The 24,186-nt window shown below is 68.1% G+C and carries 27 protein-coding genes; 14 read left to right on the top strand and 13 right to left on the bottom strand.

Annotated elements, in window-relative coordinates; all coding sequences use genetic code 11:
- Positions 1 to 87: 87 nt before the first annotated feature.
- The 5 genes from A605_RS02725 to secY all read right to left on the bottom strand — a co-directional run bounded on the left by A605_RS02725 (position 88) and on the right by secY (position 4,594).
- A complete protein-coding gene (locus A605_RS02725; protein WP_015399972.1) occupies positions 88 to 840 on the bottom strand; it encodes a L,D-transpeptidase in 753 nt (250 codons plus the stop codon).
- Between the two features lie 103 nt (positions 841 to 943).
- Positions 944 to 1,639: a L,D-transpeptidase gene (locus tag A605_RS02720; RefSeq protein ID WP_027004234.1), complete on the bottom strand. Its 696-nt coding sequence runs from the start codon at positions 1,637 to 1,639 to the stop codon at positions 944 to 946.
- 166 nt (positions 1,640 to 1,805) lie between these two features.
- The gene (map, locus tag A605_RS02715) at positions 1,806 to 2,600 is read right to left on the bottom strand and encodes a type I methionyl aminopeptidase (protein WP_015399970.1); all 795 of its coding nucleotides are present in this window, start codon (positions 2,598 to 2,600) and stop codon (positions 1,806 to 1,808) included.
- Positions 2,601 to 2,729: 129 nt separating this feature from the next.
- Positions 2,730 to 3,275 (bottom strand): adenylate kinase, encoded by a 546-nt coding sequence (locus A605_RS02710; protein ID WP_015399969.1) that lies wholly within the window; start codon positions 3,273 to 3,275, stop codon positions 2,730 to 2,732.
- Positions 3,272 to 4,594, bottom strand: a complete 1,323-nt coding sequence (secY, locus tag A605_RS02705; protein ID WP_015399968.1) for a preprotein translocase subunit SecY — start codon at positions 4,592 to 4,594, stop codon at positions 3,272 to 3,274. Before secY ends, A605_RS02710 begins: the two co-directional genes overlap by 4 nt.
- A gap of 406 nt (positions 4,595 to 5,000) precedes the next feature.
- On the opposite strand from secY, the gene A605_RS02700 reads away from it, so the two are divergent.
- The 9 genes from A605_RS02700 (at position 5,001) to A605_RS02660 (ending at position 15,337) form a co-directional block, all read left to right on the top strand.
- Positions 5,001 to 5,801 (top strand): IclR family transcriptional regulator, encoded by an 801-nt coding sequence (locus A605_RS02700; protein ID WP_015399967.1) that lies wholly within the window; start codon positions 5,001 to 5,003, stop codon positions 5,799 to 5,801.
- A gap of 413 nt (positions 5,802 to 6,214) precedes the next feature.
- Positions 6,215 to 7,495 carry a cytochrome P450 gene (locus tag A605_RS02695; protein WP_015399966.1) on the top strand — a complete coding sequence of 427 codons (1,281 nt, stop codon included), beginning with the start codon at positions 6,215 to 6,217 and terminating at the stop codon, positions 7,493 to 7,495.
- 19 nt (positions 7,496 to 7,514) lie between these two features.
- Entirely contained in the window at positions 7,515 to 8,648 is a 1,134-nt protein-coding gene (locus A605_RS02690) for a PEP/pyruvate-binding domain-containing protein (RefSeq protein ID WP_015399965.1), read from the top strand.
- 70 nt (positions 8,649 to 8,718) lie between these two features.
- Positions 8,719 to 10,638, top strand: a complete 1,920-nt coding sequence (locus A605_RS02685; RefSeq protein ID WP_015399964.1) for a PEP-utilizing enzyme — start codon at positions 8,719 to 8,721, stop codon at positions 10,636 to 10,638.
- Positions 10,631 to 11,398, top strand: a complete 768-nt coding sequence (locus A605_RS02680; RefSeq protein WP_015399963.1) for an SDR family NAD(P)-dependent oxidoreductase — start codon at positions 10,631 to 10,633, stop codon at positions 11,396 to 11,398. The genes A605_RS02685 and A605_RS02680 overlap by 8 nt, the downstream gene beginning before the upstream one ends.
- Positions 11,399 to 11,418: 20 nt before the next feature.
- Positions 11,419 to 11,742: a 2Fe-2S iron-sulfur cluster-binding protein gene (locus tag A605_RS02675; protein WP_015399962.1), complete on the top strand. Its 324-nt coding sequence runs from the start codon at positions 11,419 to 11,421 to the stop codon at positions 11,740 to 11,742.
- A 42-nt stretch (positions 11,743 to 11,784) separates the two neighbouring features.
- Positions 11,785 to 13,068 carry an NAD(P)/FAD-dependent oxidoreductase gene (locus A605_RS02670; RefSeq protein WP_015399961.1) on the top strand — a complete coding sequence of 428 codons (1,284 nt, stop codon included), beginning with the start codon at positions 11,785 to 11,787 and terminating at the stop codon, positions 13,066 to 13,068.
- Positions 13,065 to 13,802: an HD domain-containing protein gene (locus A605_RS02665; protein ID WP_015399960.1), complete on the top strand. Its 738-nt coding sequence runs from the start codon at positions 13,065 to 13,067 to the stop codon at positions 13,800 to 13,802. The genes A605_RS02670 and A605_RS02665 overlap by 4 nt, the downstream gene beginning before the upstream one ends.
- Positions 13,799 to 15,337 (top strand): aldehyde dehydrogenase family protein, encoded by a 1,539-nt coding sequence (locus A605_RS02660; RefSeq protein ID WP_015399959.1) that lies wholly within the window; start codon positions 13,799 to 13,801, stop codon positions 15,335 to 15,337. The genes A605_RS02665 and A605_RS02660 overlap by 4 nt, the downstream gene beginning before the upstream one ends.
- 126 nt (positions 15,338 to 15,463) lie before the next feature.
- On the opposite strand, the gene A605_RS02655 is transcribed toward A605_RS02660, so the two are convergent.
- The 7 genes from A605_RS02655 to rpsH all read right to left on the bottom strand — a co-directional run bounded on the left by A605_RS02655 (position 15,464) and on the right by rpsH (position 18,771).
- On the bottom strand, positions 15,464 to 15,892 hold the full coding sequence (locus A605_RS02655; RefSeq protein ID WP_015399958.1) for a hypothetical protein: 429 nt from the start codon (positions 15,890 to 15,892) through the stop codon (positions 15,464 to 15,466).
- A 200-nt stretch (positions 15,893 to 16,092) separates the two neighbouring features.
- Positions 16,093 to 16,542 carry a 50S ribosomal protein L15 gene (gene rplO / locus A605_RS02650; protein ID WP_015399957.1) on the bottom strand — a complete coding sequence of 150 codons (450 nt, stop codon included), beginning with the start codon at positions 16,540 to 16,542 and terminating at the stop codon, positions 16,093 to 16,095.
- 7 nt (positions 16,543 to 16,549) lie between these two features.
- Positions 16,550 to 16,735, bottom strand: a complete 186-nt coding sequence (gene rpmD, locus A605_RS02645) for a 50S ribosomal protein L30 (protein WP_015399956.1) — start codon at positions 16,733 to 16,735, stop codon at positions 16,550 to 16,552.
- 3 nt (positions 16,736 to 16,738) lie between these two features.
- On the bottom strand, positions 16,739 to 17,371 hold the full coding sequence (gene rpsE, locus A605_RS02640; RefSeq protein WP_015399955.1) for a 30S ribosomal protein S5: 633 nt from the start codon (positions 17,369 to 17,371) through the stop codon (positions 16,739 to 16,741).
- Between the two features lie 40 nt (positions 17,372 to 17,411).
- Entirely contained in the window at positions 17,412 to 17,816 is a 405-nt protein-coding gene (gene rplR, locus A605_RS02635) for a 50S ribosomal protein L18 (RefSeq protein ID WP_015399954.1), read from the bottom strand.
- Between the two features lie 2 nt (positions 17,817 to 17,818).
- Complete coding sequence (rplF, locus tag A605_RS02630; RefSeq protein ID WP_015399953.1) at positions 17,819 to 18,355, bottom strand: 50S ribosomal protein L6; 537 nt, start codon at positions 18,353 to 18,355, stop codon at positions 17,819 to 17,821.
- 17 nt (positions 18,356 to 18,372) lie between these two features.
- Positions 18,373 to 18,771, bottom strand: a complete 399-nt coding sequence (gene rpsH / locus A605_RS02625; protein ID WP_015399952.1) for a 30S ribosomal protein S8 — start codon at positions 18,769 to 18,771, stop codon at positions 18,373 to 18,375.
- Between the two features lie 431 nt (positions 18,772 to 19,202).
- Here rpsH and A605_RS02615 point away from each other — a divergent pair, with 431 nt between their 5' ends.
- From A605_RS02615 to A605_RS02595, 5 genes are all read left to right on the top strand, one after another.
- Complete coding sequence (locus A605_RS02615; RefSeq protein ID WP_015399951.1) at positions 19,203 to 20,447, top strand: amidohydrolase; 1,245 nt, start codon at positions 19,203 to 19,205, stop codon at positions 20,445 to 20,447.
- A 19-nt stretch (positions 20,448 to 20,466) separates the two neighbouring features.
- Positions 20,467 to 20,790: a DUF6457 domain-containing protein gene (locus A605_RS02610; protein WP_015399950.1), complete on the top strand. Its 324-nt coding sequence runs from the start codon at positions 20,467 to 20,469 to the stop codon at positions 20,788 to 20,790.
- Between the two features lie 48 nt (positions 20,791 to 20,838).
- Positions 20,839 to 21,669, top strand: a complete 831-nt coding sequence (gene fdhD / locus A605_RS02605; protein ID WP_015399949.1) for a formate dehydrogenase accessory sulfurtransferase FdhD — start codon at positions 20,839 to 20,841, stop codon at positions 21,667 to 21,669.
- A gap of 67 nt (positions 21,670 to 21,736) precedes the next feature.
- Positions 21,737 to 22,546, top strand: coding sequence for an aldo/keto reductase (locus A605_RS02600; RefSeq protein WP_015399948.1), 810 nt, complete (start codon positions 21,737 to 21,739; stop codon positions 22,544 to 22,546).
- Positions 22,547 to 22,614: 68 nt separating this feature from the next.
- Positions 22,615 to 23,139, top strand: a complete 525-nt coding sequence (locus A605_RS02595) for a GyrI-like domain-containing protein (protein ID WP_015399947.1) — start codon at positions 22,615 to 22,617, stop codon at positions 23,137 to 23,139.
- 77 nt (positions 23,140 to 23,216) lie between these two features.
- Here A605_RS02595 and A605_RS02590 read toward each other — a convergent pair whose 3' ends face one another.
- Positions 23,217 to 24,008, bottom strand: coding sequence for a formate/nitrite transporter family protein (locus tag A605_RS02590; protein ID WP_027004232.1), 792 nt, complete (start codon positions 24,006 to 24,008; stop codon positions 23,217 to 23,219).
- Between the last annotated feature and the right edge of the window lie 178 nt (positions 24,009 to 24,186).

Below are 24,186 nucleotides of genomic sequence, written 5' to 3'. Positions count from 1 at the left end.
AACAAACCCCTCACCGGGGAACCCACTCCCGACACAGCTGGTCAACGTGGCGGGAGGGTCCTGGTTCAGGGCGGAGCCGGCGAGCGGTCAGTAGATGTAGACCATGTCACCGATCTGCAGCTCGTTGAAGTACTTCACGGCGTCGTCGTGGTTCAGGCGGATGCAGCCGGCGGACAGGTAGGCCGGATCGCCCTGGTGGAAAGCGTGCCCGTTGTAGGTGAAGTACACGGCGTACGGCATCGGGGCGTTGTTGAACTCGTAGGAGATCTCGTCCTTGACCTTGCGGTTGACGTAGAAGGTCCCGCTCGGGGTCTCCTGTCCCGGCTTGCCCGGGGCCATGTGCACCGCACCGTGGGTGACGACGCCGTCGCGCTGCAACCAGGTGCGGCGACCGTCGAGATCCACGCAGGCGCGGGCCGCCGGCGGGCAGGAACCGAAGTCGAAGCCCGGCTTGGCGGCGGGCGCGGGCTCGGCGGCCGGGGCGGTCGCGACGACCGGCACCGGATCCGGCTCGGGAGCGGGGGAACGCTCGGCGACCAGACCGGGGAACACGCCCTCGACGGCATCGTCGACGGCACCGCGGAAGATGTCGGCGGCCTGCGGCGGCAGCACGTCGGCCTGCTGGTGCAGGGTGGTGCGGGTGTCCCAGACGGTGTCGCGCAGTCCGGTCTCAACGGAGGTGACGACCTCCTCCGGGGAGGATGAGCCGGCGGGCAGCACCGGGGCGGCGGAGGCGGCGACGGGGGCCGCGATCAGGGCGATGGATGCGGCAGCGGCGGCGATCAGTGCGGTGCCGCGGCGCGTGAAGGCCGACATGACGGTGCGGGGCGTGAACTGCATGAGCAGAGTATAAACACGTCAAGTAGATTCCCACCTGCCGGAGGTCGATTTTCCTGCCCTGCCCGTCACCCGGGGGTGGGAGGACGGGACCGGCGCCTCCCGGTCAGTAGACGTGGACCATGTCGCCGATCTGCAGCTCATTGAAGTAGGTGACCGCGTCATTATGGCTGAGCCGGATGCAGCCGGCCGAGGAGGTGCTGAGGTCACCCTCGTGGAAGGCGTGGCCGTTGTGGGTGAAGTAGACCGAGTACGGCATCGGCGCCAGGTCGTAGATGTAGCTGACCTCGTCGATGACCTTGCGGTTGACGTGGTGGGTGCCCCGTGGAGTCTCGTGGCCGATCCGTCCGATCGAGATCGGCACCGGGCCGTAGCTGACCTCGCCGCCCTCCTGCAGCCAGGAGCGGCGACCGTCGAGATCCACGCACGCACGGGCCGCCGGCGGGCAGGAACCACGGTCGAAGGGCGCCGGTTCCGGGGCCGGAGGCAGTGCACGTTCCTCGATCAGCCCGGGGAACAGGCCCTCGACGACCGCATCGACCCCGTCGCGGCTGCTGCCGGCGAGTTCCGGCGGAAGCTCCTCCGACCGGTCATGCAACTGGTTGCGGGCCTCCCAGGCGCCCTCGCGGGCGGCGGCTCCGGCCTCGTCGAGCATCCGGGAGGAACTTTCGGGCAACGCCGGTTGAGCGGACACTGCCGCGGGAGCGGCCAGCAGCGAGGCCAGAAGGGCACCGGCGGACGCGAGGTGGGTGACACATCGCTTCATGGAGGTGGACCGGGGACGGCGAATCTGCGGGAACATGCCTTGAGCATAAAACGAACCTGGAGTGATTCACACCACACTGCTTGATCCGGCAGCCCTCCGGGGGTGGCGCGGCACCGGCCCCAGGAACACCGTCCCCACTCCCCGGCAGGTCAGCGCAACCCCGTCCGCCGCATTCCCGGGGCCCGGCACCGCCCGGCCCCACTCAGGAACGGGGGGTGAGAATCCGCGGGCCACCGGAGGTGGCGGCGACGGTGTGCTCCCAGTGGGCGGCGACGGAGCCGTCGAGGGTGACCACCGTCCAGTCGTCGTCGAGCACGGCGGAGTCCTCCGTGCCCAGAGTGAGCATGGGTTCGATCGCCAGCACCGAACCCTCCTGGATCAGCGGGCCGCGGCCGGGACGGCCCTCATTGGCCAGGTAAGGGTCCTCATGCATGGTGCGGCCGATGCCGTGGCCGCCGTAGCCGTCGACGATACCGAGCGCGACGCCGAACTTCTGCTCGGCCTTGCGGGTGGCCGCCTCGAGGGCGTGGGAGACGTCGGTGAGCCGGTTGCCCGGCACCATCGCCTTCAGCCCCTGCATGAGCACCCACTCCGTGGCCCGGTTGAGTGCCTCGACGTCCTCGGCGAGCTCGCCGACTCCGAAGGACCAGGCGGAGTCGCCCACCCAGCCCTCGAAGGTGGCACCGCAATCGATCGAGACGAGATCGCCGGGGGCCAGCACGGTGTCGGCGTCCGGGATGCCGTGGACGATGACGTCGTTGACGGAGGTGCAGATCGAGCCCGGGAAGCCCTGGTAGCCCTTGAAGGTCGGCACGGCCCCGGCCTCACGGATGGTGGTTTCGGCGACCTCGTCGAGTTCGAGCGTTGTCACGCCGGGGGCGGCGGCGGCCCGCACCGCCTGCAGGGCGCGGCCGACGATCTCGCCCGCCGCCTGCATGGCGTCGAGCTCACCTGGCGTCTTGGCGGCGATGGCGCGCTTCTTGGAACGGAATCCCATGGGGTCTCCTTGGTCTGGTTGAGCGGGAATGGTGGTGCGGGGTGGCCCGTAGCCGGGTGGCCGGAGGGAACAGAAAGGGGCCGCGCCCCGAGTTGATCGGAACCGGCCCCTGGTCGCGTGGTCCGCGGGCTACTTGCCCAGGGCGGACATCGCGCGGGCGTTGATCTCGTCGACCTCGCCCTCGGCGTCGATCGGGATGATCCTGTCGCCGTAGTGCTCGATGAGCGGTGCGGTCTCGTCGTGGTAGACGGACAGACGGGTGCGGATGGTCTCCTCGTTGTCGTCGGCGCGGCCGCGGGCCAGCATGCGCTCGACGACGACGTCCTCGGCGATCCGGAAGTTCAGTACGCCGTCGAGCTCGAGGCTCTGCTCGGTGAGGTGGTCGGCCAGGATCTCGGCCTGCTCCACGGTGCGCGGGAAACCGTCGAGGAGGAAGCCCTCCTGAGCGTCGTTCTCGGCGAGGCGGGACTTGACCATGCGGGCGGTGACATCGGTCGGCACGAGCTTGCCGGCGTCGATGTAGCTCTTGGCCTCGACGCCCAGCGGGGTGCCCTCGCCGATGTTGGCGCGGAACAGGTCACCGGTGGAGATGTGCGGCACGCCGAGCTTCTCGGAGAGGAGGGCGGCCTGGGTGCCCTTGCCGGCACCGGGGGGTCCGAGGAGTACGAGTCTCATTTGAGCAGTCCTTCGTAGTTGCTTTGGAGAAGCTGGCTTTCGATCTGCTTCACCGTGGTCAGGGCGACCGACACCATAATCAGGATGGCGGTACCGCCGAATGCGGTCATGCCAGCACTGGCATTACCGACACCCAGGTCAAGGGCGATATTCGGCAGGACGGCGATGATGCCGAGGTAGGCGGCGCCGACGAAGAGCAGCCGGTTCATCACGTACGCCAGGTACTCCGCGGTCGGCCGTCCCGGGCGGATACCCGGGATGAATCCACCGTACTTCTTCATGTTCTCCGCCTGGTCGTGCGGGTCGTACTGCACAGAGACGTAGAAATAGGAGAAGAAGATGATCAGGACGAAGTACAGGACGATGTACTGCCAGGACGATGGGGTCTGCAGGTACTGGATGACGTTGCGCTGCCACCAGTTGTCCGGCGGCACCGCAGTGCCGGAATTGACGATCTGGGTGATCAGCACCGGCATGTAGATCAGCGAGGAGGCGAAGATGACCGGGATGACGCCGGCCTGGTTGACCTTCAGCGGCAGGTAGGTCGAGGAGCCGCCGTACTGACGACGGCCGACCATGCGCTTGGCGTACTGCACCGGGATGCGACGCTGACCCTGCTCCACGAACACCACACCGATGACGAGGATCACCACGGCGGCGACGACGGCCGCGAAGACGAGCCCGCCGGAGTTGGACAGGATGTTCATGCCGTCGGTCGGGATGCGCGTGGCGATACCGGCGAAGATGAGCAGGGACATGCCGTTGCCCACGCCCTTCTCGGTGATGAGTTCGCCCAGCCACATCACCAGTATGGCACCGGAGGTCATGACGAGGACCAGGATGAGCAGGTCCCAGATGGTGCGGTCCGCGTCCAGCACCTGGATACCGGCGCCCAGCAGCTGCTCACGGTCGGCCAGGGCGACGATGCCGGCGGACTGCAGCAGCGCCAGCGCCAGGGTCAGGTACCTGGTGTACTGGTTCATCTTCGTCTGGCCGGACTGTCCCTCCTTCTTCAGCTCCTCGAAGTGGGGGATCACCACCGTCAGCAACTGGACGATGATCGACGCGGTGATGAAGGGCATGACGCCGATGGCGAAGACCGACAGCTGGAGAAGAGCGCCGCCCGAGAACAGGTTGATCAACGAGTAGACGCTGCCCTCCTCCTGGGTCAGGTCACGCAGTCGACCACTGATCGACGCGTAGTCCACACCCGGGGACGGGATCTGCGCACCGACACGGTACAGAATGATCATCACGACCGTGAAGATGATCTTCTTCCGCAGATCAACGTCCTTGAATGCCTGGATGATGGCGGACACGTAGCCTCCTGGCTCCCCGGATCCCGCCGATTACGCTCAGCGGGGTCGACGGGAAGGTGATTCGGGAAAGTTGATTGTTGAGAAGTTTCCGGGGCGCGGCCGGAAGATCGGGGCATCGGAGTGCTCCGACACCACGCCCACAGATATACGACTCTGTTACCTTACCAACACGTCAACACACCCGCTGTGCCCGGGGAACCGTATTTCACCCTCCCCCTACCCCACCCGGCGCCGGCGACCGGTCGGACATTGCCGGTCGGACCGATGTCCGGCACGCTATCGTGATATTCACCACGGGCCCCGGAGGCACGCCCGTCCGCACCGCCACCGCCCCCTGCCGACCACGGGAGAGCCACATGTCCGAATATCCCACCCGGCCCGTCCGACTCGTGCGGAAGGGACACTGATGGCCGGCGGGAACCGTGATGCCGGGCGCACCGTCACCGCCAAGGTGCTGTCGATCCTGGGTGCCTTCGAGAAGGAACCCCGCCCACTGGCCCTGACCGAGATCGCCGAGCTGGCTGACCTTCCCGTCAGCACCGCCCACCGGCTGGTGGGCGAGCTGGCCGAATCCGCCTTCATCGAACGCAACGCCGAGGGCCGTTACCAGCTGGGACTGCGCATCTGGGAGCTGTCCCAGAACGTCGGGCGGCAACTGCGCGAGGCGGCCCACCCCTATGTCCAGGATCTGTACTCCCTGACGGGCGAGACCTCCCAACTGGCGGTGCGCGACGGCGACGAGGCGCTGTACATCACCCGCGTCTACGGCACCCGGCGCGTGCCGCGCTCCTCCCGGGCCGGGGGACGGCTCCCCCTGAACGCGACGGCCGTCGGCAAGATCCTCCTCGCCTTCGAGGAGCAGTGGGTGCGCGACTCCTACCTGAATCTCGAGCTGCCCCGGACGGCCGGCCGGGCGATCACCAATCCGGCCCGCCTCGCCACGGAGCTCGAGCAGGTGAAGGAACAGGGCTTCGCGATGACCCTCGAGGAGCTGCGCCGGGGGACCTGCTCCATCGCCGTCCCGGTCTTCCACACCGGCCGGATTGGCGCCGGCCTGGGCCTGGTGCTGCCCACGGATCGCGCCAACACCCGCGAGCGGCACCTGCCCGCACTACAGGCCATCAGTGCCCGGATTGAGAAGGCCACCGCCCACATCCCACTCGAGACCCTGATCAACTCCCACCGTTTCGCCCCTGACCGGAAGTAGCCCGACCGGGCGCCACGGGCCGGACGGCCACCGCGTCCCGACGCCGCTCCCGCCCGACACGGGCTCAACGACCACCCGCCGTCGACGCAACCCCCCGGCCGCGAATTCGGCGCCCCACATCCCCGGAGATCCTCCCGGGGCGCCGATCCGGGCCCCCGGACCCGCCTTTCGACGGACGCAATGTTTACGCAGCTCACACCTTATTTCTTCTGTGACATGAGACACCCGTGCACACTCGGCGAGAGCCCATTTCCATCCAGTGGAAGGATTTGCTCGCGTCCACCTCCCTGACCATTCAGGATGATCTGCAGGCAAGGCACGTGACGACGATCACGTGACATGTAGAAGTTGCCCGCAGTAACACCTTCGCCGGATCAGTCGGTTGCCGACACGGCCCTGGACAAGGAGAAGAGATGACCCTTCAAACCTCAGCCACCACGGCCCCCGCCACCGGAGGATGCCCCTTCGGTCACGGCGGCGAGCACCACGGCTACGAGCCGTTCCAGATGAAGAACCCGTTCCCATCCTACGCCGAACTGCGTAGGGAGGAGCCGGTGATGTTCGACGAGCGCATCGGCTACTGGGTGGTCACCCGCTACGACGACATCAAGTCCGTCTTCGAGGACTGGGAGACCTTCTCCTCGGAGAACGCCCAGGCGCCCGTCCGCGAGCGCGGCCCCCAGGCGAAGAAGATCATGGAGGAGGGTGGTTTCACCGCCTACTCCGGCCTGTCCGCCCGCATTCCCCCGGAGCACACCCGCATCCGCGCGATCGCACAGAAGATGTTCACCCCGCGCCGTTACAAGGCGCTGGAGCCCGACATCCGCGCGAACGTCGCCTCCCGCCTGGAGGCCATGCTGGCCCGCGAGGACCGCGCCGGCGAGATGGTGAAGGACCTGGCCTACGACATCCCGACCATCACCATCCTCACCCTGATCGGCGCGGACACCTCCCAGGTCGACACCTACAAGCGCTGGAGCGACGCCCGTGCCGCCATGACCTGGGGCGACCTGAGCGACGAGGAACAGATCCCCCACGCCCACAGCCTGGTGGAGTACTGGCAGGAGTGCCAGCGCATGGTCGCCGAGGCGCACGCCAACGGCGGGGACAGCCTCACCGCCGACCTGGCCCGCGCCCAGGAGGAGGGCGCGGAGATCACCGACCACGAGATCGCCTCCCTGCTGTACTCCCTGCTGTTCGCCGGCCACGAGACCACCACCACCCTGATCGCCAACAGCTTCCGGGTACTGCTCGGCCACCGCGAGCAGTGGGAGACCCTCATCGACAACCCCAAGAAGACCGGTGCCGCCGTGGACGAGGTCCTCCGCTACTCCGGCTCGATCGTCGGCTGGCGCCGCAAGGCCCTGAAGGACACCGAGGTCGGCGGGGTGGAGATCGCGAAGGGCGACGGCCTGCTGCTCCTGATGGGCTCCGCCAACCGCGACGAGTCCCGCTTCGAGAACGGCGAGGAGTTCGACCTCAACCGTCCGAATGCCCGCGAGCACCTCTCCTTCGGCTTCGGCATCCACTACTGCCTGGGCAACATGCTCGCCAAGCTGCAGGCGAAGATCTGCCTCGAGGAAGCCACGAAGCTGGCCCCCTCGCTGCGCCTGACCGACGACGCCGACGTCGACTTCCGTGAAAACCTCTCCTTCCGCGTCCCCGTGGCCGTCCCGGTCACCTGGGATGCCTGAACCTCCGTGAGGAGCCATCATGACTGAGCACACCACCATCCCCTATGTGCAGACCTTCGACGACGGACGCGCCCCGATGCTCGAGGCCCTGGGCGGCAAGGGCGCCTCGCTGGTGTCCATGACCGCCGCCGGCATGCCGGTGCCCCCGGGCTTCGTGGTCACCACCGCCTCCTACGACGACTTCCTCGTCGAGGCCGGAATCGCCGGGGACATCAACCGCCTGCTGACGGATCTCGACGCCGACGACGTCACCGAGGTCGACCGGGTCTCCGCCATCATCCGCGACGAACTGTGCAACCGCCCGGTCCCGACGAAGGTCCGCCAGGCCGTCGTCGACTCCCACGCGGCCCTCATGGAGCAGTGCGGCGGAAACGTCCCCGTCGCGGTGCGCTCGTCCGCCACCGCCGAGGACCTGCCGGACGCCTCCTTCGCCGGCCAGCAGGACACCTACCTGTGGCAGATCGGCCTGGACTCCGTGACCGAGCACATCCGTAAGTGCTGGGCCTCCCTGTACACCTCCCGGGCGATCATCTACCGACTGAAGAACAACATCCCCAACGAGGGACTGTCGATGGCCGTGGTCGTCCAGAAGATGGTCAACTCCCGCGTGGCCGGCGTGGCCATGACCCTGAATCCGGCCAACGGGGACCGCTCCAAGGTCACCGTCGACGCCTCCTGGGGAGTCGGCGAGATGGTGGTCTCCGGGGAGGTCACCCCGGACAACATCCTCCTCGACAAGATCACCCTGCAGGTCGTCTCCGAGCACATCGGCGAAAAGCACGCCGAACTGGTGCCCGACGCCGCCTCCGGCACGCTCGTGGAACGAGAGGTCCCGGCCGAGCGCGCCGCAGTCCGCAGCCTCACCGACGCGGAGCTGAAGGCCGTCGCGCAGATGGCCAAGCGGGCGGAGAAGCACTACCGGTGCCCGCAGGACATCGAGTGGGCCCTGGACGCCGACCTGCCGGACGGGCAGAACCTGCTGCTCCTGCAGTCCCGCCCAGAGACCGTGCACTCGAACGGCTCCGGCACCCCGACCGCGAGCGAGGATACCGCCGCCGACCGTGCCGCGGCCGCCGGCGCCTCCTCCCCCGCCGGCTCCCCGGCGGCCTTCGACCTCAGCTCCATCACCGCCGCCGTCCTGGGCGGAAAGTAGCGGAGCAGCACGCGGCCCCGTCGCCTACTGCCCGCCACCACCCCGACACCCCACCACTTCAGGAGCCACCATGTCCAAGAAATCATTTCCGAAGCCCTCTGAGCTGCCGGTGCCCGCGGGCGCCGAGGGCTGGGAGGAGATCTACCCCTACTACCTCGTCTTCCAGGACAAACTCAAGGAGGAAGAGGACAAGAAGTTCTGGTTCTGTGACTCCCAGCACTGGCCCACCGTCTTCAAGCCCTTCGAGACCATCGGCGCCGAGTACTCCGTCAAGTGCCTGGGCCAGTACAACGCCCGGCACCTGATGATCCCGAACGCGAACGGCATCGAATTCCGCGTCCACCTCGGCTATCTCTACATGTCCCCCGTGTCGGTCCCCGAGGACGAGATCGCCGACCGCATCCCCGAGTTCCAGGCGCGTATCACCCACTACTTCCAGAACTGGGACTCCCTGCTCGAGCAGTGGAAGGCCAAGGTCCGCGGCACCATCGACGAGCTCGAGTCGCTGACCTTCGACCGCCTGCCCGACATCGTCCCGATGGATGACATCATCACCGGCAAGGCCAAGGACGGCTCCGAGGTGCTGCTGGAGAACTACGACCGGCTCATCTCGCTGGCCTACCAGAACTGGCAGTACCACTTCGAGTTCCTCAACCTCGGCTACATCGCCTACCTGGACTTCTTCAACTACTGCAAGGAGATCTTCCCGGACATCCCGGATCAGTCGATCGCCACCATGGTCCAGGGCGTGGACATGGAGCTCTTCCGCCCGGACGACGAGCTCAAGGCACTGGCCACCCTGGCCGTCGAGCTCGGCCTGCAGTCCCACTTCGCCGACCCGGACGACGTCGACGGCACCCTGGACGCCATCGCCGCCGCCGAGGGTGGTGCCGAATGGCTCAGGCGCTGGGACGAGGCCCAGGACCCGTGGTTCAACTTCACCGTGGGCAACGGCTTCTACGGCCACGACAAGTACTGGAACGAGCACTTCGAGATTCCGCTCGGCTACATCGCGGACTACATCCGCCGCCTCGACGAGGGCCAGACCATCATGCGCCCCACGGCGGAACTGCTCGCGGAGAAGGAGCGGATCGTCGAGGAGTACCGCGAGCTGCTGACCGGTGACCAGCTGGCCGCCTTCGACGCCAAGCGCAGCCTGGCCGCCACCGCCTACCCCTATGTGGAGAACCACAACTTCTACATCGAGCACTGGACCATGGGCGTCTTCTGGCGCAAGGTCCGCGAGCTCGGCCGCACCCTGGCCTCCTACGGCTTCTGGGAGGACCCGGACGACCTGCTCTACCTCAACCGCAATGAGGTCCGCGACGCCCTGTTCGACCTGGTCACCGGGCACGGTGTCGGCGCCCCAGGTGGCCCGATCGGCGCCGCCCACTGGGAGGACGAGATCGCCCGCCGCAAGGACATCGTCGCGGCGCTGAAGACCGCCCGCCCCGCCCCGGCCCTGAACACCCCACCGGAGCAGATCACCGAGCCGTTCACCCGCATGCTCTGGGGCATCACCACTGAGCAGGTGGAGTCCTGGCTCGGCGCGGGAGAGGAGGGCTCGGAGGGCGTGCTCAAGGGCATGGCCGCCTCCCCGGGCGTGGTCGAGGGCGTGGCACGTGTGGTCATGGACTCGGACGACCTCTCCGACATCCGCCAGGACGAGATCCTGGTCGCGCCGGTCACCGCCCCCAGCTGGGGCCCGATCTTCGGCAAGATCAAGGCCGCCGTCACCGACATCGGCGGCATGATGAGCCACGCCGCCATCGTCTGCCGCGAGTACGCCCTGCCCGCGGTCACCGGCACCGGCAGCGCCTCCACCAGCATCGTTACCGGCCAGCGCCTGCGGGTCGACGGCGCGAAGGGCACCGTGACCATCCTCGACGGCGAAGGCGCCGCCCCGGTCGTTGAGGGCCCCGGCGCGCACAGCCACCACAGCCACCACCATGCGGCACCCGTCGCAGAACCGGAGCCGAGCCGTGTCTGATCAGCAGAGCCAGCAGAACGCGCAGCGCACGGTCCTGGTCACCGGTGCCGCCGGCGGCCTGGGCCGGGCCTTCGCCGAGGGCTTCGCCGCCCGCGGTGACCGCGTGGCCGTGGCCGACATCGACCACGAGGGCGCCGCCCGCACCGCCGGGGAGCTCACCGCCACCGGTGTCGACGCCGCCGCCTTCCGCGTGGACGTCACCGACCCCGACTCCGTGGCGGAGATGGCGCGGCAGGTGGCCGAGTTCGGCGGTGGCCGTATCGACGTCTTGGTCAACAACGCCGCCATCTACGCCACCGTCACCCGCTCCCCCTTCGAGGAGATCGACCCGGCCGAATGGGACCTGGTGATGGGCGTGAATCTCAAAGGCCCCTGGCTGGTCACCCGCGGCGTCAGCCCCTACCTGCCCGACGGCGGGCGCGTAATCAACCTCTCCAGCGCCACCATCTACTCCGGCTCAGCCCACTGGGCCCACTACGTGGCCTCCAAGGGCGGCGTCGTGGCCCTGACCCGCGTACTCGCCAAGGAGCTGGGCACGCGCAACATCACCGTCAACGCCATCGCCCCCGGGTTCACCCTCACCGAGGCCAGTTACGGACTCATGGAGGACGCCGCGACGTACGGCGTGGACCGCGGATCCATCAGACGGGCCAGCCAGCCCGAGGACATCGTGGGCGCCGCCCTGTTCCTGGCGTCCCCGGACGCCGGTTACGTCACCGGCCAGACCATGGTCGTCGACGGCGGCCGCCAGTTCATCTAGCACAATCACAGGAGGACATCATGACCACCGTTCACTACACCGAGGCCAGCACCGGCGAGACCCGCACCATCACCGGCAACCCAGGGGACTCCGTGATGGAGACGGCCGTGCGTAACGGCGTCCCGGGCATCGTCGCCGAATGCGGCGGCTCCCTCTCCTGCGCCACCTGCCACGTCTATGTCCGGGAGGACCAGCTCGATGAGCTGTCCGAGATGAGCGAGATGGAGGACGAGATGCTCTACGGCACCGCCGAGGACCGGGAGGACAACTCCCGCCTGTCCTGCCAGATCAAGCTCACCGAGGACATGGATCTGCACGTGACCACCCCCGAGACCCAGATCTGACCGGCCCCGCGCCGGTCTGTCCCGACCGACCCAGGAGAAAGCATGAACACCCCACACTCCGCCGCCGAGACCGGCCTGCTGATCATCGGCGCGAGTCAGGCCGGCGTGCAGCTCGCGATCTCGCTGCGCGGCCTCGGCTTCACCGAGCACATCACCCTTCTCGGCGAGGAGAATCACCGCCCCTACCAGCGCCCGGCCCTGTCCAAGGAGTTCCTCCAGGACGCCGTGGACAAGGAGAACCTGATCTTCCGGTCCAACGAGTACTGGGAGGAGCACGATATCGAGCTGGTCAAGGGCAAGCGGATCGGCCGCATCGAGAAGAACGCCGACGGTTCCGGCACCGCCCACGCCACCGACGGCGGCACCTATCCGTTCCGGCGCCTGGCCCTGGCCACCGGCGCGCGGGCCCGGAAGCTGGATCTGCCCGGCGCGGAGCTGGCCGGGGTGCGGTACCTGCGCAGCGCCGATGATGCGCTGGCGCTGAAGGCTCAGCTCGGCGAGGTCACCGACGTGGTGGTCGTCGGCGGTGGCTTCATCGGCCTGGAGGCCGCCTGCTCACTGCACGGGATGGGCAGGAACGCCACCGTGCTGGAGTACGGCCCCCGCCTGGTGGGCCGGGCCGTCGGCGAGGAGACCGCCGAGTACTTCCGGCGGGCCCACCAGTCCCGCGGTATCGACATCCGGCTGAACGCCCGGATGACGCGCTTTGTCGACGACGGCACCGGGCGCGTGGCCGGGGTGGAGCTCGAGGACGGCACCGTGGTGCCCGCGCAGCTGGTGATCGTGGGCATCGGTGTCATCCCCAACACCGAACTGGCCGAGCAGCTGGGCCTGACGGTCGACAACGGCATCGTCGTCGACCACCACGCGGTGGCCTCCGACGGCACCACCGTGGCGGTCGGGGACGTGGCGAACATGCCGAACCCGCTGCCCGGCGCGCCCGAGGAGGAGCGCCTGCGCCTGGAGAGCGTGAACAACGCCATCGAACACGCCAAGGTCGCCGCCTACTCCCTGGTCGGCCAGTCCGAGGACTACGCCGGCATCCCGTGGTTCTGGTCCAACCAGGCCGATCTGAAACTCCAGATCGCCGGGCTGACCACCGGCTACGACCAGACCGTGGTGCGCCGCGACGACGAGCGGAAGAAGTTCTCCGTCCTCTACTACCGCAACGGCCAGATCATCGCGGCCGACTGCGTGAACCAGCCCCTGGACTTCATGGCCGTGCGCTCCGCGCTGGGCAAGGGGCAGAACATCCCGGCCGACCAGGCCGCGGATCCGACCGTGCAGCTGAAGAAAATCACCAAGGACCTGGAGGTCGTCCGATGAGCACCACCACTTCCCCCGCCTGGGAGAAAGCCGATCCGGGCGCGCACGCGGCAGATCCCCGCGCCATGGCCTTCGCCGACGCGTACCCGCAGCGCCCCATTCCCACCGGCCGCCCCGTCGATGACTCGTCCATCTGCGCGGCGCCGTCGACCGGCCTGGAGGCCCTGTGGCAGGCGGTCGTGCCGGAGACCCGCACCCGCGCCAATGACATCCATCTGCCCATCGTCACGGCCTACGCCACCCGCCTGTGCGAGGCCTACCCGCAGGCCGACCGTGAACTGGTGCTGGTAGCCACGGCGTTGCACGACACGGGTTGGGCGCATGTGGACGAGTCCCGCATCATCTCGGAGGGCTTCCAGGGGGACTGGCGCAAGGCCGCCATCCGCTACGAGCACGAGGCAGAAGGCTGCCAGGTGGCACGGCGCGTGCTGCCCGAGCTGGGCTACGACGCCGAGTTCGTCGACCGTGTCTGCGAGATCATCGACGGCCACGACACCCGCCCCGTCGCCTTCTCCCTCGAGGACGCGCTGGTCCGCGACTCCGACCGGCTGTGGCGTTTCGACCGCGCCGGAATCGCGATGTCCACCACCTGGTTCGGCATGGACCCGGCCGAGTACACCGACCGGCTGGAGCGGGAGATCCTGCCCGAACTGATCACCGAGGCCGCCGTCCGCATGGCGGAGGCCGACCTGGCCCGCTCCCGGGCCCTGATGCGCACGGAGGCAATCCGATGACCACTTCCCTGACCACCGCCACGGCGCTTCCCGACGCCCGCGCCCGCCGCGCCGCACTCGACCTGCCGTACACCCACGTCGACGATTTCTACATCAACGGCGGCTGGGTCACCGCCGCGGATCCGGCACGCAACGAGGTCACCGACCCGGCCACCGGCGAGGTCTGGGGCTCGGTGCCGGTGGCCACCGACGCGGAACTCGACGCCGCCGTGACCGCCGCCCGCCGCGCGTTGGCTGCCTGGGGTGGGCGGAGCGCCGCCGAGCGCGCGGCCTATCTGCTGCGGATAGCGGATGAGATCGAGGCCCGGGCCGGGGTCCTGGCGCTGACCAACACCCGGGAGAACGGTTCGCCGATCTCGGAGACCCGCGGTGCCGCCACCAACGCGGCCGGCATCTTCCGCTACTTCGCCGGCCTGGCCGACTGGCTCGACGGCGACGACGTCCGTCCCTTCCCGGCCGGGGGCGCGGAGTCCGTGGTGGACAAGGATCCGGTCGGGGTCTGCGGGCTGATCGCCCCCTGGAACTTCCCGATCAACCTGGTCGTCATCAAGCTGGCCCCGGCCCTGTTGGCCGGCTGCCCCGTCGTCATCAAGCCGGCCTCCCCCACCCCGCTGTCCCTGCGCTTCATCATCGACGCGGTCCACGCGGCCGGGGTGCCGGCGGGCGTGGTCAACCTCCTGACAGGCCCGGGCCGCTTCGGTGACGCCATCGTGCGCCACCCGGGCGTCGACAAGATCGCCTTCACCGGGTCCACGCCGGTGGGGCGGAAGATCGCCGCCGCCTGCGGCGAACTGCTGCGCCCGGTCACCCTCGAGCTGGGGGGCAAGTCCTCGGCCATCGTGCTGCCGGACGCGGACCTGGACGCCATGTCGAAGGTGCTCATCCGTTCCTGCATGCGCAACACGGGGCAGACCTGCTACATCTCCACCCGGATCCTCGCCCCGGCCAGCCGTTACGAGGAGGTCGTCGACATGGTCGCCGCCACCATCGGCGACGCCGTCCAGGGCGATCCCCTGGACGAGGGAACGGTCTTCGGACCGGTGGCCACCACCGCCCAGTACGACACCGTGATGGAGTACATCGCCTCCGCCCACTCGGAGGGAGCGCGGGCGGTGACCGGCGGGGACAGCGCGGACACCACCACTGTCGGCCCGGGGCTGGAGGACGGCGTGTTCATCCAGCCGACCGTGTTCGCCGACGTCACCCCGGAGATGCGCATCGCCCGGGAGGAGATCTTCGGGCCCGTCATCGCGATCCTGAAGTACGACGATGCGGACGGTTCCGTCGACGAGGCCGTCGGACTGGCCAACAACACCGAGTTCGGGCTCGGCGGGATCGTCTTCGGCGCGGATGAGCAGCGGGCGCTGGAGGTGGCCCGCCGGGTCGACTCCGGTTCCGTCGGCATCAACTTCTTCGGCTCCAACCACTCCGCCCCCTTCGGTGGGCGACACGACTCTGGCCTGGGCGTGGAGTACGGCATCGAGGGGCTCAGCGCCTACCTGACCTACAAGTCCATCCACCGGCGCACGCGGTGAGCCTGTCGACGCCCTGCCCGGGCGGGGCGTCGACAAGTGCTGAGCAGGGAACGAGGGGACCTTCAGGCAGGTCCCCTCGTTCCCTTTTCCCGTCGCCCGGTGACCACGTGGGCCGGGCGGCCCGGACTACTTCACCTTCTTGACGACCTTCTTCTTGCCGTCCGGGGCCAGGAGCGCCAGGCCGATCGCGAGCAGGAAGGAGTCCTTGGCCAGCGCGGTGCCCTGGCTGGAGGGGCGGATGCCGTCGGCCTCGGTGTTGTCCTCGTCACCGAAGTACATGGTCAGCAGGCCGGCGGAGAAGGCGGTGAGGCCGAGCCCGGCGAGCCGGTCGGAGACGAACGGCGTCAGCAGAGCGCCGCCGACGGCGAGCTCGGCGATACCGACGTAGTGGCCGAATTTATCGCTCGGCAGCTTGCTCACCGCCGGAATTCCACTGGCGGCCATCTGCTGCATGCCGGCGGAGGCCTCGGCGGGCATGTTGAGCTTGCTGTAGCCGGAGTTGGCGATGTAGGCGCCGGGAAGCAGGCGCAGGGCGATGCTCTTCAGCATGGGCATGGTGATTGGCTCCTCAGGTGGTCTCGGACATGGTCCGTCGTCTCGATCTGCCGCGGGCGTCCCGCCAGACCGAGCCTACCGACGGTACGGAGTTCACCGCCGAGCCGGCGGCTGGCGGGAAACGCAGAAATCCCCCGGTCGGCACCTGGTGGTGTCGAGCGGGGGATTCCCGGTGAGGTTCACGGAACCTCGGTTACTGTCTAGGCCTGGGTGGCGGTGCCGCCCGCGGCCTCGATCTTCTCCACAGCGGACTTGGAGAACTTGTCGGCGGTGATGTTCAGCTTGACGCTGAGATCGCCGTTGCCCAGCACCTTGACCGGCTGCTTCGCGCGGACGAGGCCCTTGGCGACGATGTCGGAGACAGCGATGTCGCCGCCCTCCGGGAAGGCCTTCTCGAGGTCAGCAACGTTGATGACCTGGAAGACGACCTTGTTCGGGTTCTTGAAGCCCTTGAGCTTCGGCAGACGCATGTGCAGCGGCATCTGGCCACCCTCGAAAGCGGCCGAAACCTGCTTACGAGCACTGGTGCCCTTGGTGCCGCGGCCTGCGGTCTTACCACCCTTGCCGGCCTCACCGCGACCAACGCGGTGCTTCGGCTTGTTGGCGCCCTTGGCCGGGCGCAGATCGTGGAGCTTGATGATCTCGCTCATGTGTTACCTACTCCCCTGCCACTTCTTCGACGGTGACCAGGTGGCGCACGACGTGGACCATGCCTCGCACCGCGGGGGTGTCGGGGCGGACCACGGAGTGGCGGATGCGCCGCACGCCGAGCGAGCGCATGTTCTCGCGCTGCTTCGGGGTGGTGCCAGCCAGTCCCTTAATCTGGGTGATTTTCAGAGCCATGGATTACGCCTCCTGCCCTGCGCGGGCGCGCAGAATACGGGCCGGAGCAACCTCTTCGATGGTCTTGCCGCGGCGGGCGGCGACCTCTTCGGGGCGGACCAGCTGCTTGAGGCCGTCCACGGTCGCGTGGACGACGTTGATGGCGTTGTCGGAGCCCAGGGACTTCGACAGAATGTCCTGGACGCCGGCGCACTCAAGCACCGGACGGGCGGCGCCGCCGGCGATGACACCGGTACCCGGGGCGGCCGGCTTCAGCATGACGATGCCTGCGGCGGCCTCGCCCTGGACCGGGTGGGTGATGGTGCCACCGACCATCGGGACGCGGAAGAAGTTCTTGCGAGCCTCCTCGGCACCCTTCTGGATGGCGGCCGGCACCTCCTTGGCCTTGCCGTAACCGACACCGACCATGCCCTGACCGTCGCCCACGATCACGAGAGCGGTGAAGCTGAAGCGACGACCACCCTTGACGACCTTGGACACACGGTTGATGGTGACGACGCGCTCGATGTACTGGTTGCGCTCGTCCTGCTGCTGGTTGCGACGGTCGTCGCGGCGGCCGCCGCGGCGATCGTTGCGCTCGTTCTTCTTGTTCTCGTCGGCGGAGCGTCCGCCGTCACGCCGTTCACGTCCCGGCATTACGCGATCCTTCCGTAGATGTTCTTGGTGGTGGTGATCATTAGAACTTCAGACCACCTTCACGGGCGGCATCGGCCAGAGCGGCGATGCGGCCGTGGTACTTGTAACCCGCACGGTCGAAGACGACCTTCTCGATCTCAGCGGCATTGGCGCGCTCGGCGATCAGCTGGCCGACCTTGGCGGCCTTGGCCTTCTTGTCGCCCTCGAGGGAGCGGACGTCCGGCTCCATGGTGGAGGCGGCGGCCAGGGTGTGTCCGGCGACATCGTCGATGACCTGGACATGCATGTGGCGGGAGGTGCGGTGGACGACCAGACGCGGCGCCTCGGGGGTGCCACGCAGGGTCTTGCGGATACGGAAGTGACGGCGGGCGCGGGCGGCACGACGGCGGGTGGAGATGTCCTTGCCGACCGGGGTGCGCTTCTGATTCTCTGCGGTGTTGCTCATGCTTACTTACCCGTCTTTCCGACCTTGCGGCGGATCTGCTCACCCTCGTAGCGGATGCCCTTACCCTTGTAGGGATCGTCCTTCCGCAGACGACGGATGTTGGCGGCGATCTGCCCAACGACCTGCTTGTCAATACCCGAGATGGAGAACTTGGTGGTGCCGTCGACCGCGAAGGTGACGCCCTCCGGAGCCTCGATCAGGATCGGGTGCGAGTAGCCCAGGGCGAACTCGAGGTTGCTGCCCTTGAGCTGGACGCGGTAACCCACGCCGAAGATCTCCATCTTGATGGTGTAGCCCTCGGTGACGCCGACAACGAGGTTGTTGACCAGCGACCGGGACAGACCGTGCAGGGAGCGGTTCTTACGGTGGTCGTCCGGACGGGAGACCACGATCTGGTCGTCCTCGACGGCGACGGTGATCGGGGCCGGGACGTCGACGGACAGGGTGCCCTTCGGGCCCTTGACCTCAACGTGCTGACCGTCGATCGTGGTCTGCACGCCGGACGGGATGGCAATCGGGTTCTTACCGATACGTGACATGTGTGCTCAATCCTCCCTTACCAGACGTAGGCGAGAACTTCTCCGCCTACACCCTTCTCGGTAGCCTGGCGGTCGGTCAGGAGACCCTGGGACGTGGAGATGATCGCCACGCCCAGGCCACCGAGGACCTGCGGCAGGTTGGTGGACTTGGCGTACACGCGCAGGCCCGGCTTGGAGACGCGGCGCACGCCGGCGATGGAACGCTGACGCGACGGGCCGTACTTCAGCTCGAGGGTCAGGGTCTTGCCGACCTTGGCGTCCTCGACGGTGTAGCTCTCGATGTAGCCCTCCTGCTTGAGGATCTCGGCGATGTTCGCCTTGAGCTTCGAGGAGGGCATCGACACGATGTCGTGGTGCGCATGGTTTGCGTTGCGCACGCGCGACAGCATGTCGGCGATAGGATCAGTCATGGTCATGAGGTGACCTGGTGCCTTTCTCGCTGCGGTTCCCGTTCCCACCTGAGCGTTATCCGTGTGTTCCATCGGGCCACTTACGCTCCCCGGGCTCAGTAGTCCGGGGCGCTCGCTGCCGCTTTCCACGCGGTCGCTGTCCTGGCGGGGGGCCTACAACAAAGTAGGAATGTTCGGTTCTTTCCGGAAAAGTGCTGTGCCCCTCAGAGGGCGCACAAGTCCGACGACCGACTCTACCCGGCGGATGGCCCAGAACAAAATGCCTTTTCCGTCACATCGCACGGCGCCCGCGCCGGTGTGGTAGGAGACGCCCGTGCGGGCCCGACCCGCGGCTCCCGGACCGGGGCGCCCGGAAGTGTTTACCGTGGACCCGAGGGTAACCGCTGGCCCCGGTTTCCCGTCCCATCCCCGGAACCGGCCACAAGGAGGGCACCACCATGGGTCTGAACAATTCCGCCGTCACCGAGATCCTCAGCGACCTCGAGTCCTCGCGTCCACGGCGCGAGGAGCTCTACAAGTTCTTCCACCAGCACCCGGAACTGTCCCTCCAGGAGGACGTCACCGCCGGCCGCATCCGCGAGGAGCTCGAGGCGGTCGACATCGAGGTTCACCGCGTGGGCCGTACCGGCCTGGTGGCGGTGATCGCCAACGGTGACGGACCGACCGTCGCCGCGCGCGCCGACATCGACGCCCTGCCGGTCCGGGAGGAGTCGGGCAAGGACTACGCCGCCACCGACGCCACCCAGCTCGACGAACGCAGCGGGGCGGAGACCCCGGTCGCCCACGCCTGCGGCCACGACGTCCACATCAGTTCCCTGCTCGGCGCCTGTCAGGCCTTCCAGGCACACCGGGACCAGTGGGCGGGCACCTTCGTCGGGGTCTTCCAGCCCGCGGAGGAGACCGCCGAGGGCGCGCGCGACATGGTCGAGCACGACATCGCCGAGATCATGCCGACCCCGGACGTCTACCTGGGCCAGCACGTCCTGGCCTCCGTGCCGGGCGGTCACGTGGGCACCACCCCGGGTCCGGTGCTCTCCTCCGCCGCGTCGATCAGGGTGGTCGTGCACGGCAAGGGCTCCCACGGCTCCATGCCCGAGCTGGGCGTGGACCCGGTGGTGCTGGCCTCGTCCATCGTCATGCGCCTGCAGACCGTCGTCGCCCGGGAGATCCCGGCGCGGGAGACGGCCGTCGTCACGGTCGGCGCACTGCACGCCGGCACGAAGTCCAACATCATCCCCGACTCGGCGGAGCTGCTCATCAACACCCGCGCCTATGACGACGGCGTCGAGAAGCACCTCCACGAGGCCATCGAGCGTATCGTCCGACAGGAGTGCGCGGCCTCCCGCAGCCCGCGGGAGCCGGAGTTCACCTACTACGACACCTACCCGCTGACCGACAATCACCCGGCGTCGACCGCGGCGGTGCGCGAGTCCTTCGATGCGTTCTTCGGTGAGCGTTCGGTGGACATGGATCCGGTGCCGGCCTCGGAGGACTTCTCCGTCATCCCCGACGCGCTGGGGGTACCGTACGTCTACTGGGGCATCGGCGGCTTCGCCGACCAGGAGAATGCGCCGGGCAACCACAACCCGGGTTTCGCGCCCGACCTCCGGCCGACGCTGGACCTCGGGGTGCAGGCCATCGTCGTCGCGGCCGGCGCGTGGTTGGCCGGGGATACACTGTGAGGATGAGGAGTATGCAGCAGTGAGTCAGAAGCACGAGAAATCGGACCGCGACATCGAGACCGCCCACCAGTGGCTGCAGACCGCCGCCGCTGAGCTCGGCGTCGATCCCGGTCTGCTGCGCCCGGTGATCAAGGATCTGCTGGATCTCACCCGCGACGTCGCGCACGGTCCCTCCCGACCCGCCGCGCCCCTGACCGCGTTCCTCGTCGGCCTGGCGTCCGGCGGGGCGATTCCCGGGGGCACCGGGCAGGAGGAGGCGGTGGCGGTGATCCGCGAACGTATCGGCAGGGTCAGCGGGCTCATCCGCGAGAACTACGGGACCGGGGCAGCGGCGGAGAAGTAGCTGCGCACCGGAGCGACACACACCCGAGCAAGGAGGTAGTCGGCTGACATGGGCCGCATCACACAGAACTACGCCGTCACCCGCGTGAACCTGGGTGAGACGGTCACCGTCGACACCCGCGCGGACACGGTCACCGTCGAAGAGCCGCTGGAGATCCGCGTCGGCGGACCCACGCTGACCACCACGATGCGCACGCCGGGCAACGACATCGAGCTGGTGCACGGCTTCCTGCACGGCGAGGGACTCATCAACTCCGCCACGCAAGTGACCACCGCCCGCTACTGCGCGGGCGCGACCGGCCCCGACGGGGCGAACACCTACAACGTGCTCGAGGTGGACCTGGCCACCGGCGTGCGCGCCCCCGGCCTGGAATCGCTGCGTCTGACCACCACCACCTCGGCGTGCGGGGTGTGCGGCTCCACCTCGATCGACCAGATCATGGGCAAATCCGCCCACCCCATCACCCCGGTGGAGCTGGACCCGCGGCTGGTGGTCTCCCTACCGGAGAAGCTGCGGGAGGGACAGAAGCAGTTCCGGAAGACCGGGGGCATCCACGCCGCCGGCGCCTTCACCCTCGACGGCGAACCGGTGGTCATCCGCGAGGACATCGGCCGCCACAACGCCGCCGACAAGGTCATCGGGCACCTGCTGCTCGAGGACCGGTTGCCCGCCGAGGACCTGATCCTGGTGATGAGCTCGCGGGCGTCGTTCGAGCTGGTGCAGAAGGCCGTCATGGCCGGCTTCCCCGCACTGGTGGCCGTGTCCGCGGCCTCCTCCCTGGCAGTGGAACTGGCCCGTGAGGCAGGCATGGCGTTGACTGGTTTCACCCGTGAGAACCGCTTCAACCTGTACTCGGGGAAACTACGGGAGCGGTCCTGACCCGGCTCCCCGTCCCGCGCCCCGCCCGTGCCTCCGGCCGCCTCCGGGTGCCTCTAGCATCGGGGGCATGAGCATCTCCCTCCCCACCATCGGACTCGGCACCTACTCACTGCGCGGCAGCCGGGGCGCGGCGGCGGTCGCCGCCGCGATCGAATCCGGCTACCGCCTGATCGACACCGCCTACAACTATGAGAACGAGGGCGTGGTCGGCCGCGGCATCGCCGACTCGGGCATCGACCGCGACGAGCTGATCGTCACGAGCAAACTGCCGGGCCGCTTCCAGACCCGCGACGAGGTCGCGACCGTCCTCGAGGAATCGACCTACCGCCTCGGCCTCGACCACCTGGACCTCTACCTCATCCACTGGCCCAACCCGAAGCAGGGCCGGTTCATCGATGCCTGGCGGGGGCTTGTCGACGCCCGCGAGGCTGGCCTGGTGCGCCACATCGGCGTCTCCAACTTCCTGCCTGAGCACATCGAGGCCGTGGAGGAGGCCACCGGCGTACGCCCGGAGGTCAACCAGGTCGAACTGCACCCGCGGTTCCCCCAGACAGAGCTGCTGGCCTGGCACGCCGAGCGAGGTATTGCCGTCGAGGCGTGGAGCCCCCTGGGCCGCGGTGACCTGCTGGACCACCCGACCATCCTGCACCTGGCGCAGCGCGAGAGCATCAGCCCGGGCGCACTCATCCTCGCCTGGCACGCGGCGGTCGGCTCGGTGCCGCTGCCCCGTTCCTCCTCGCCCGAGCGACAGCGCGCGAATCTCGCGGCCGTCGAGCGGCAGCTGTCCGCGGAGACGGTGGCCGCCGTCAGCGCCATCGCGGCGTACGGCGGGCGTCGGCTGTGGGACCAGGATCCGGCGACCTACGAGGAGTTCTAGCCCCTTCTCCCGGCGCAGCCCCGGGAGTATGCTGGGGGCCATCCATCCACCCGTCGAGGAGGCGCGCGATGACAGACACCCCCGATCCCTCCTACCTCCACGCCGAGCCGCGTACCGCCGTCGAATTCCTCGAGATCACGCGCGTGCCCACCGTGGTGCGGAAGATGACCGACCACCCGATGTCCGATATGGCGGCGGTCTTCGACAGCACCTTCACCGCCCTGTTCCCGCTGCTGGAGGTTGAGGGCATCAAGCCCGTGGGCCCGGCCTTCTCGCTGCACCACCGCATGCCCACCGAGACCTCTACCTTCGAGGTCGGCGTCCCCGTCGACCGGCTGCTCGCAGAGGCAGTCACCACCGATTCCGGAGTGGTCCTCGAGTCGTCCTCACTGCCCGGCGGCAGCATCGCGACAGTCTCCCACCTTGGGCCCTATGACGACCTGGGCGAGGCCTGGGACGAGTTCACCGGGCGGGTCATGGACGGCGGGGCGGCACCGCAACTGCCGTTCTGGGAGGTCTACGTGACCGAGCCGGGCCCCGGGGCGGACCCGGCGTCGATGCGCACTGATCTGTACACGATGGTCGGCGACTGACCCCGGCCCCCACCGACGACGAGCGCCGGCCGCGTCCCCCTGCCCGGGGTGCGCGGCCGGCGTTCGTGGTGGTGGGACTAGTCGCGGTAGACGTCGTCGCCACGGTTGAGCCAGGCGTAGACGCCGCCCATGAGGAAGCCGCCGCCGATGACGTTGCCGATCCAGACGAAGATCCAGTTGATCGCCACATTACCTGCGGTCATGGACTCGATCATCGGGTCAGCGGAGAACAGGACCAGCGACATCAGCGAGAAGTTCGCGATGATGTGCTCGAGGCCCAGGCCGACGAAGACCGCGATGATGAACACGACCGTGAGGAACTTGCCGGCGTGATCCTTGGCGAAGACCGCGCCCAGGACGGCCATGTTGACCACGAAGTTGGCCAGGGAGCCCTCGATGAGCAGCTGGATGATGTCCTTGTTGAGCTTGCCCTCGGACAGGGTGGCGGCCAGGTGGTCCGGGCCGATGTCCATGAACGAGGTCGCCTGCGACATCAGGAAACCGATCAGCACACAGCCGACCAGGTTCAGCAGGGTGGACACCACGATCACCTGGAAGGCCTTGTTCCAGGTCACGGCCTTCTGGACCGCACCGTAGATCATGTACATCATGTTTCCCGTGGCCAGCTCAGCGCCCAGGATGATGATGCTGTAGAGGCCGAGACCGAAGAACAGGGCGAACACGATCGCACCCAGGCCGACCCCGGGAGCCACCTGCTCGACGGCGTGACCGGCGACGACCGCGAAAGCGGTACCGAGCGTCAGATAGACGCCCGCGAGAACGGACCTCACGGCGTAACGCCAGAAGTCGTTCTCCATGAGTGTGACCTTTTTTACGGCGGCTGATCCCGCCGCATCATTCAGGCTCATCGTTACACCGTTCCTTTCCGGGGGCCATCAATTGTCCATGGCAATTTGATCATCTTTTCAGTGACTCTGCCCACTTTACGCAGCTGCGGCGGGTAAAGGTCCAGCCGACTGGGCACGAGAGCGCTTTATCGATGATTCCCCCAGATGAAAGCACGTTTACCGACACCCGCGGCGGGAC

The sequence above is a fragment of the Corynebacterium halotolerans YIM 70093 = DSM 44683 genome, assembly GCF_000341345.1.
Classification (GTDB): domain Bacteria; phylum Actinomycetota; class Actinomycetes; order Mycobacteriales; family Mycobacteriaceae; genus Corynebacterium; species Corynebacterium halotolerans.
The sequence above is the reverse complement of the archived record's forward strand: the minus strand, read 5'-3'. Positions and strand labels throughout refer to the sequence as shown.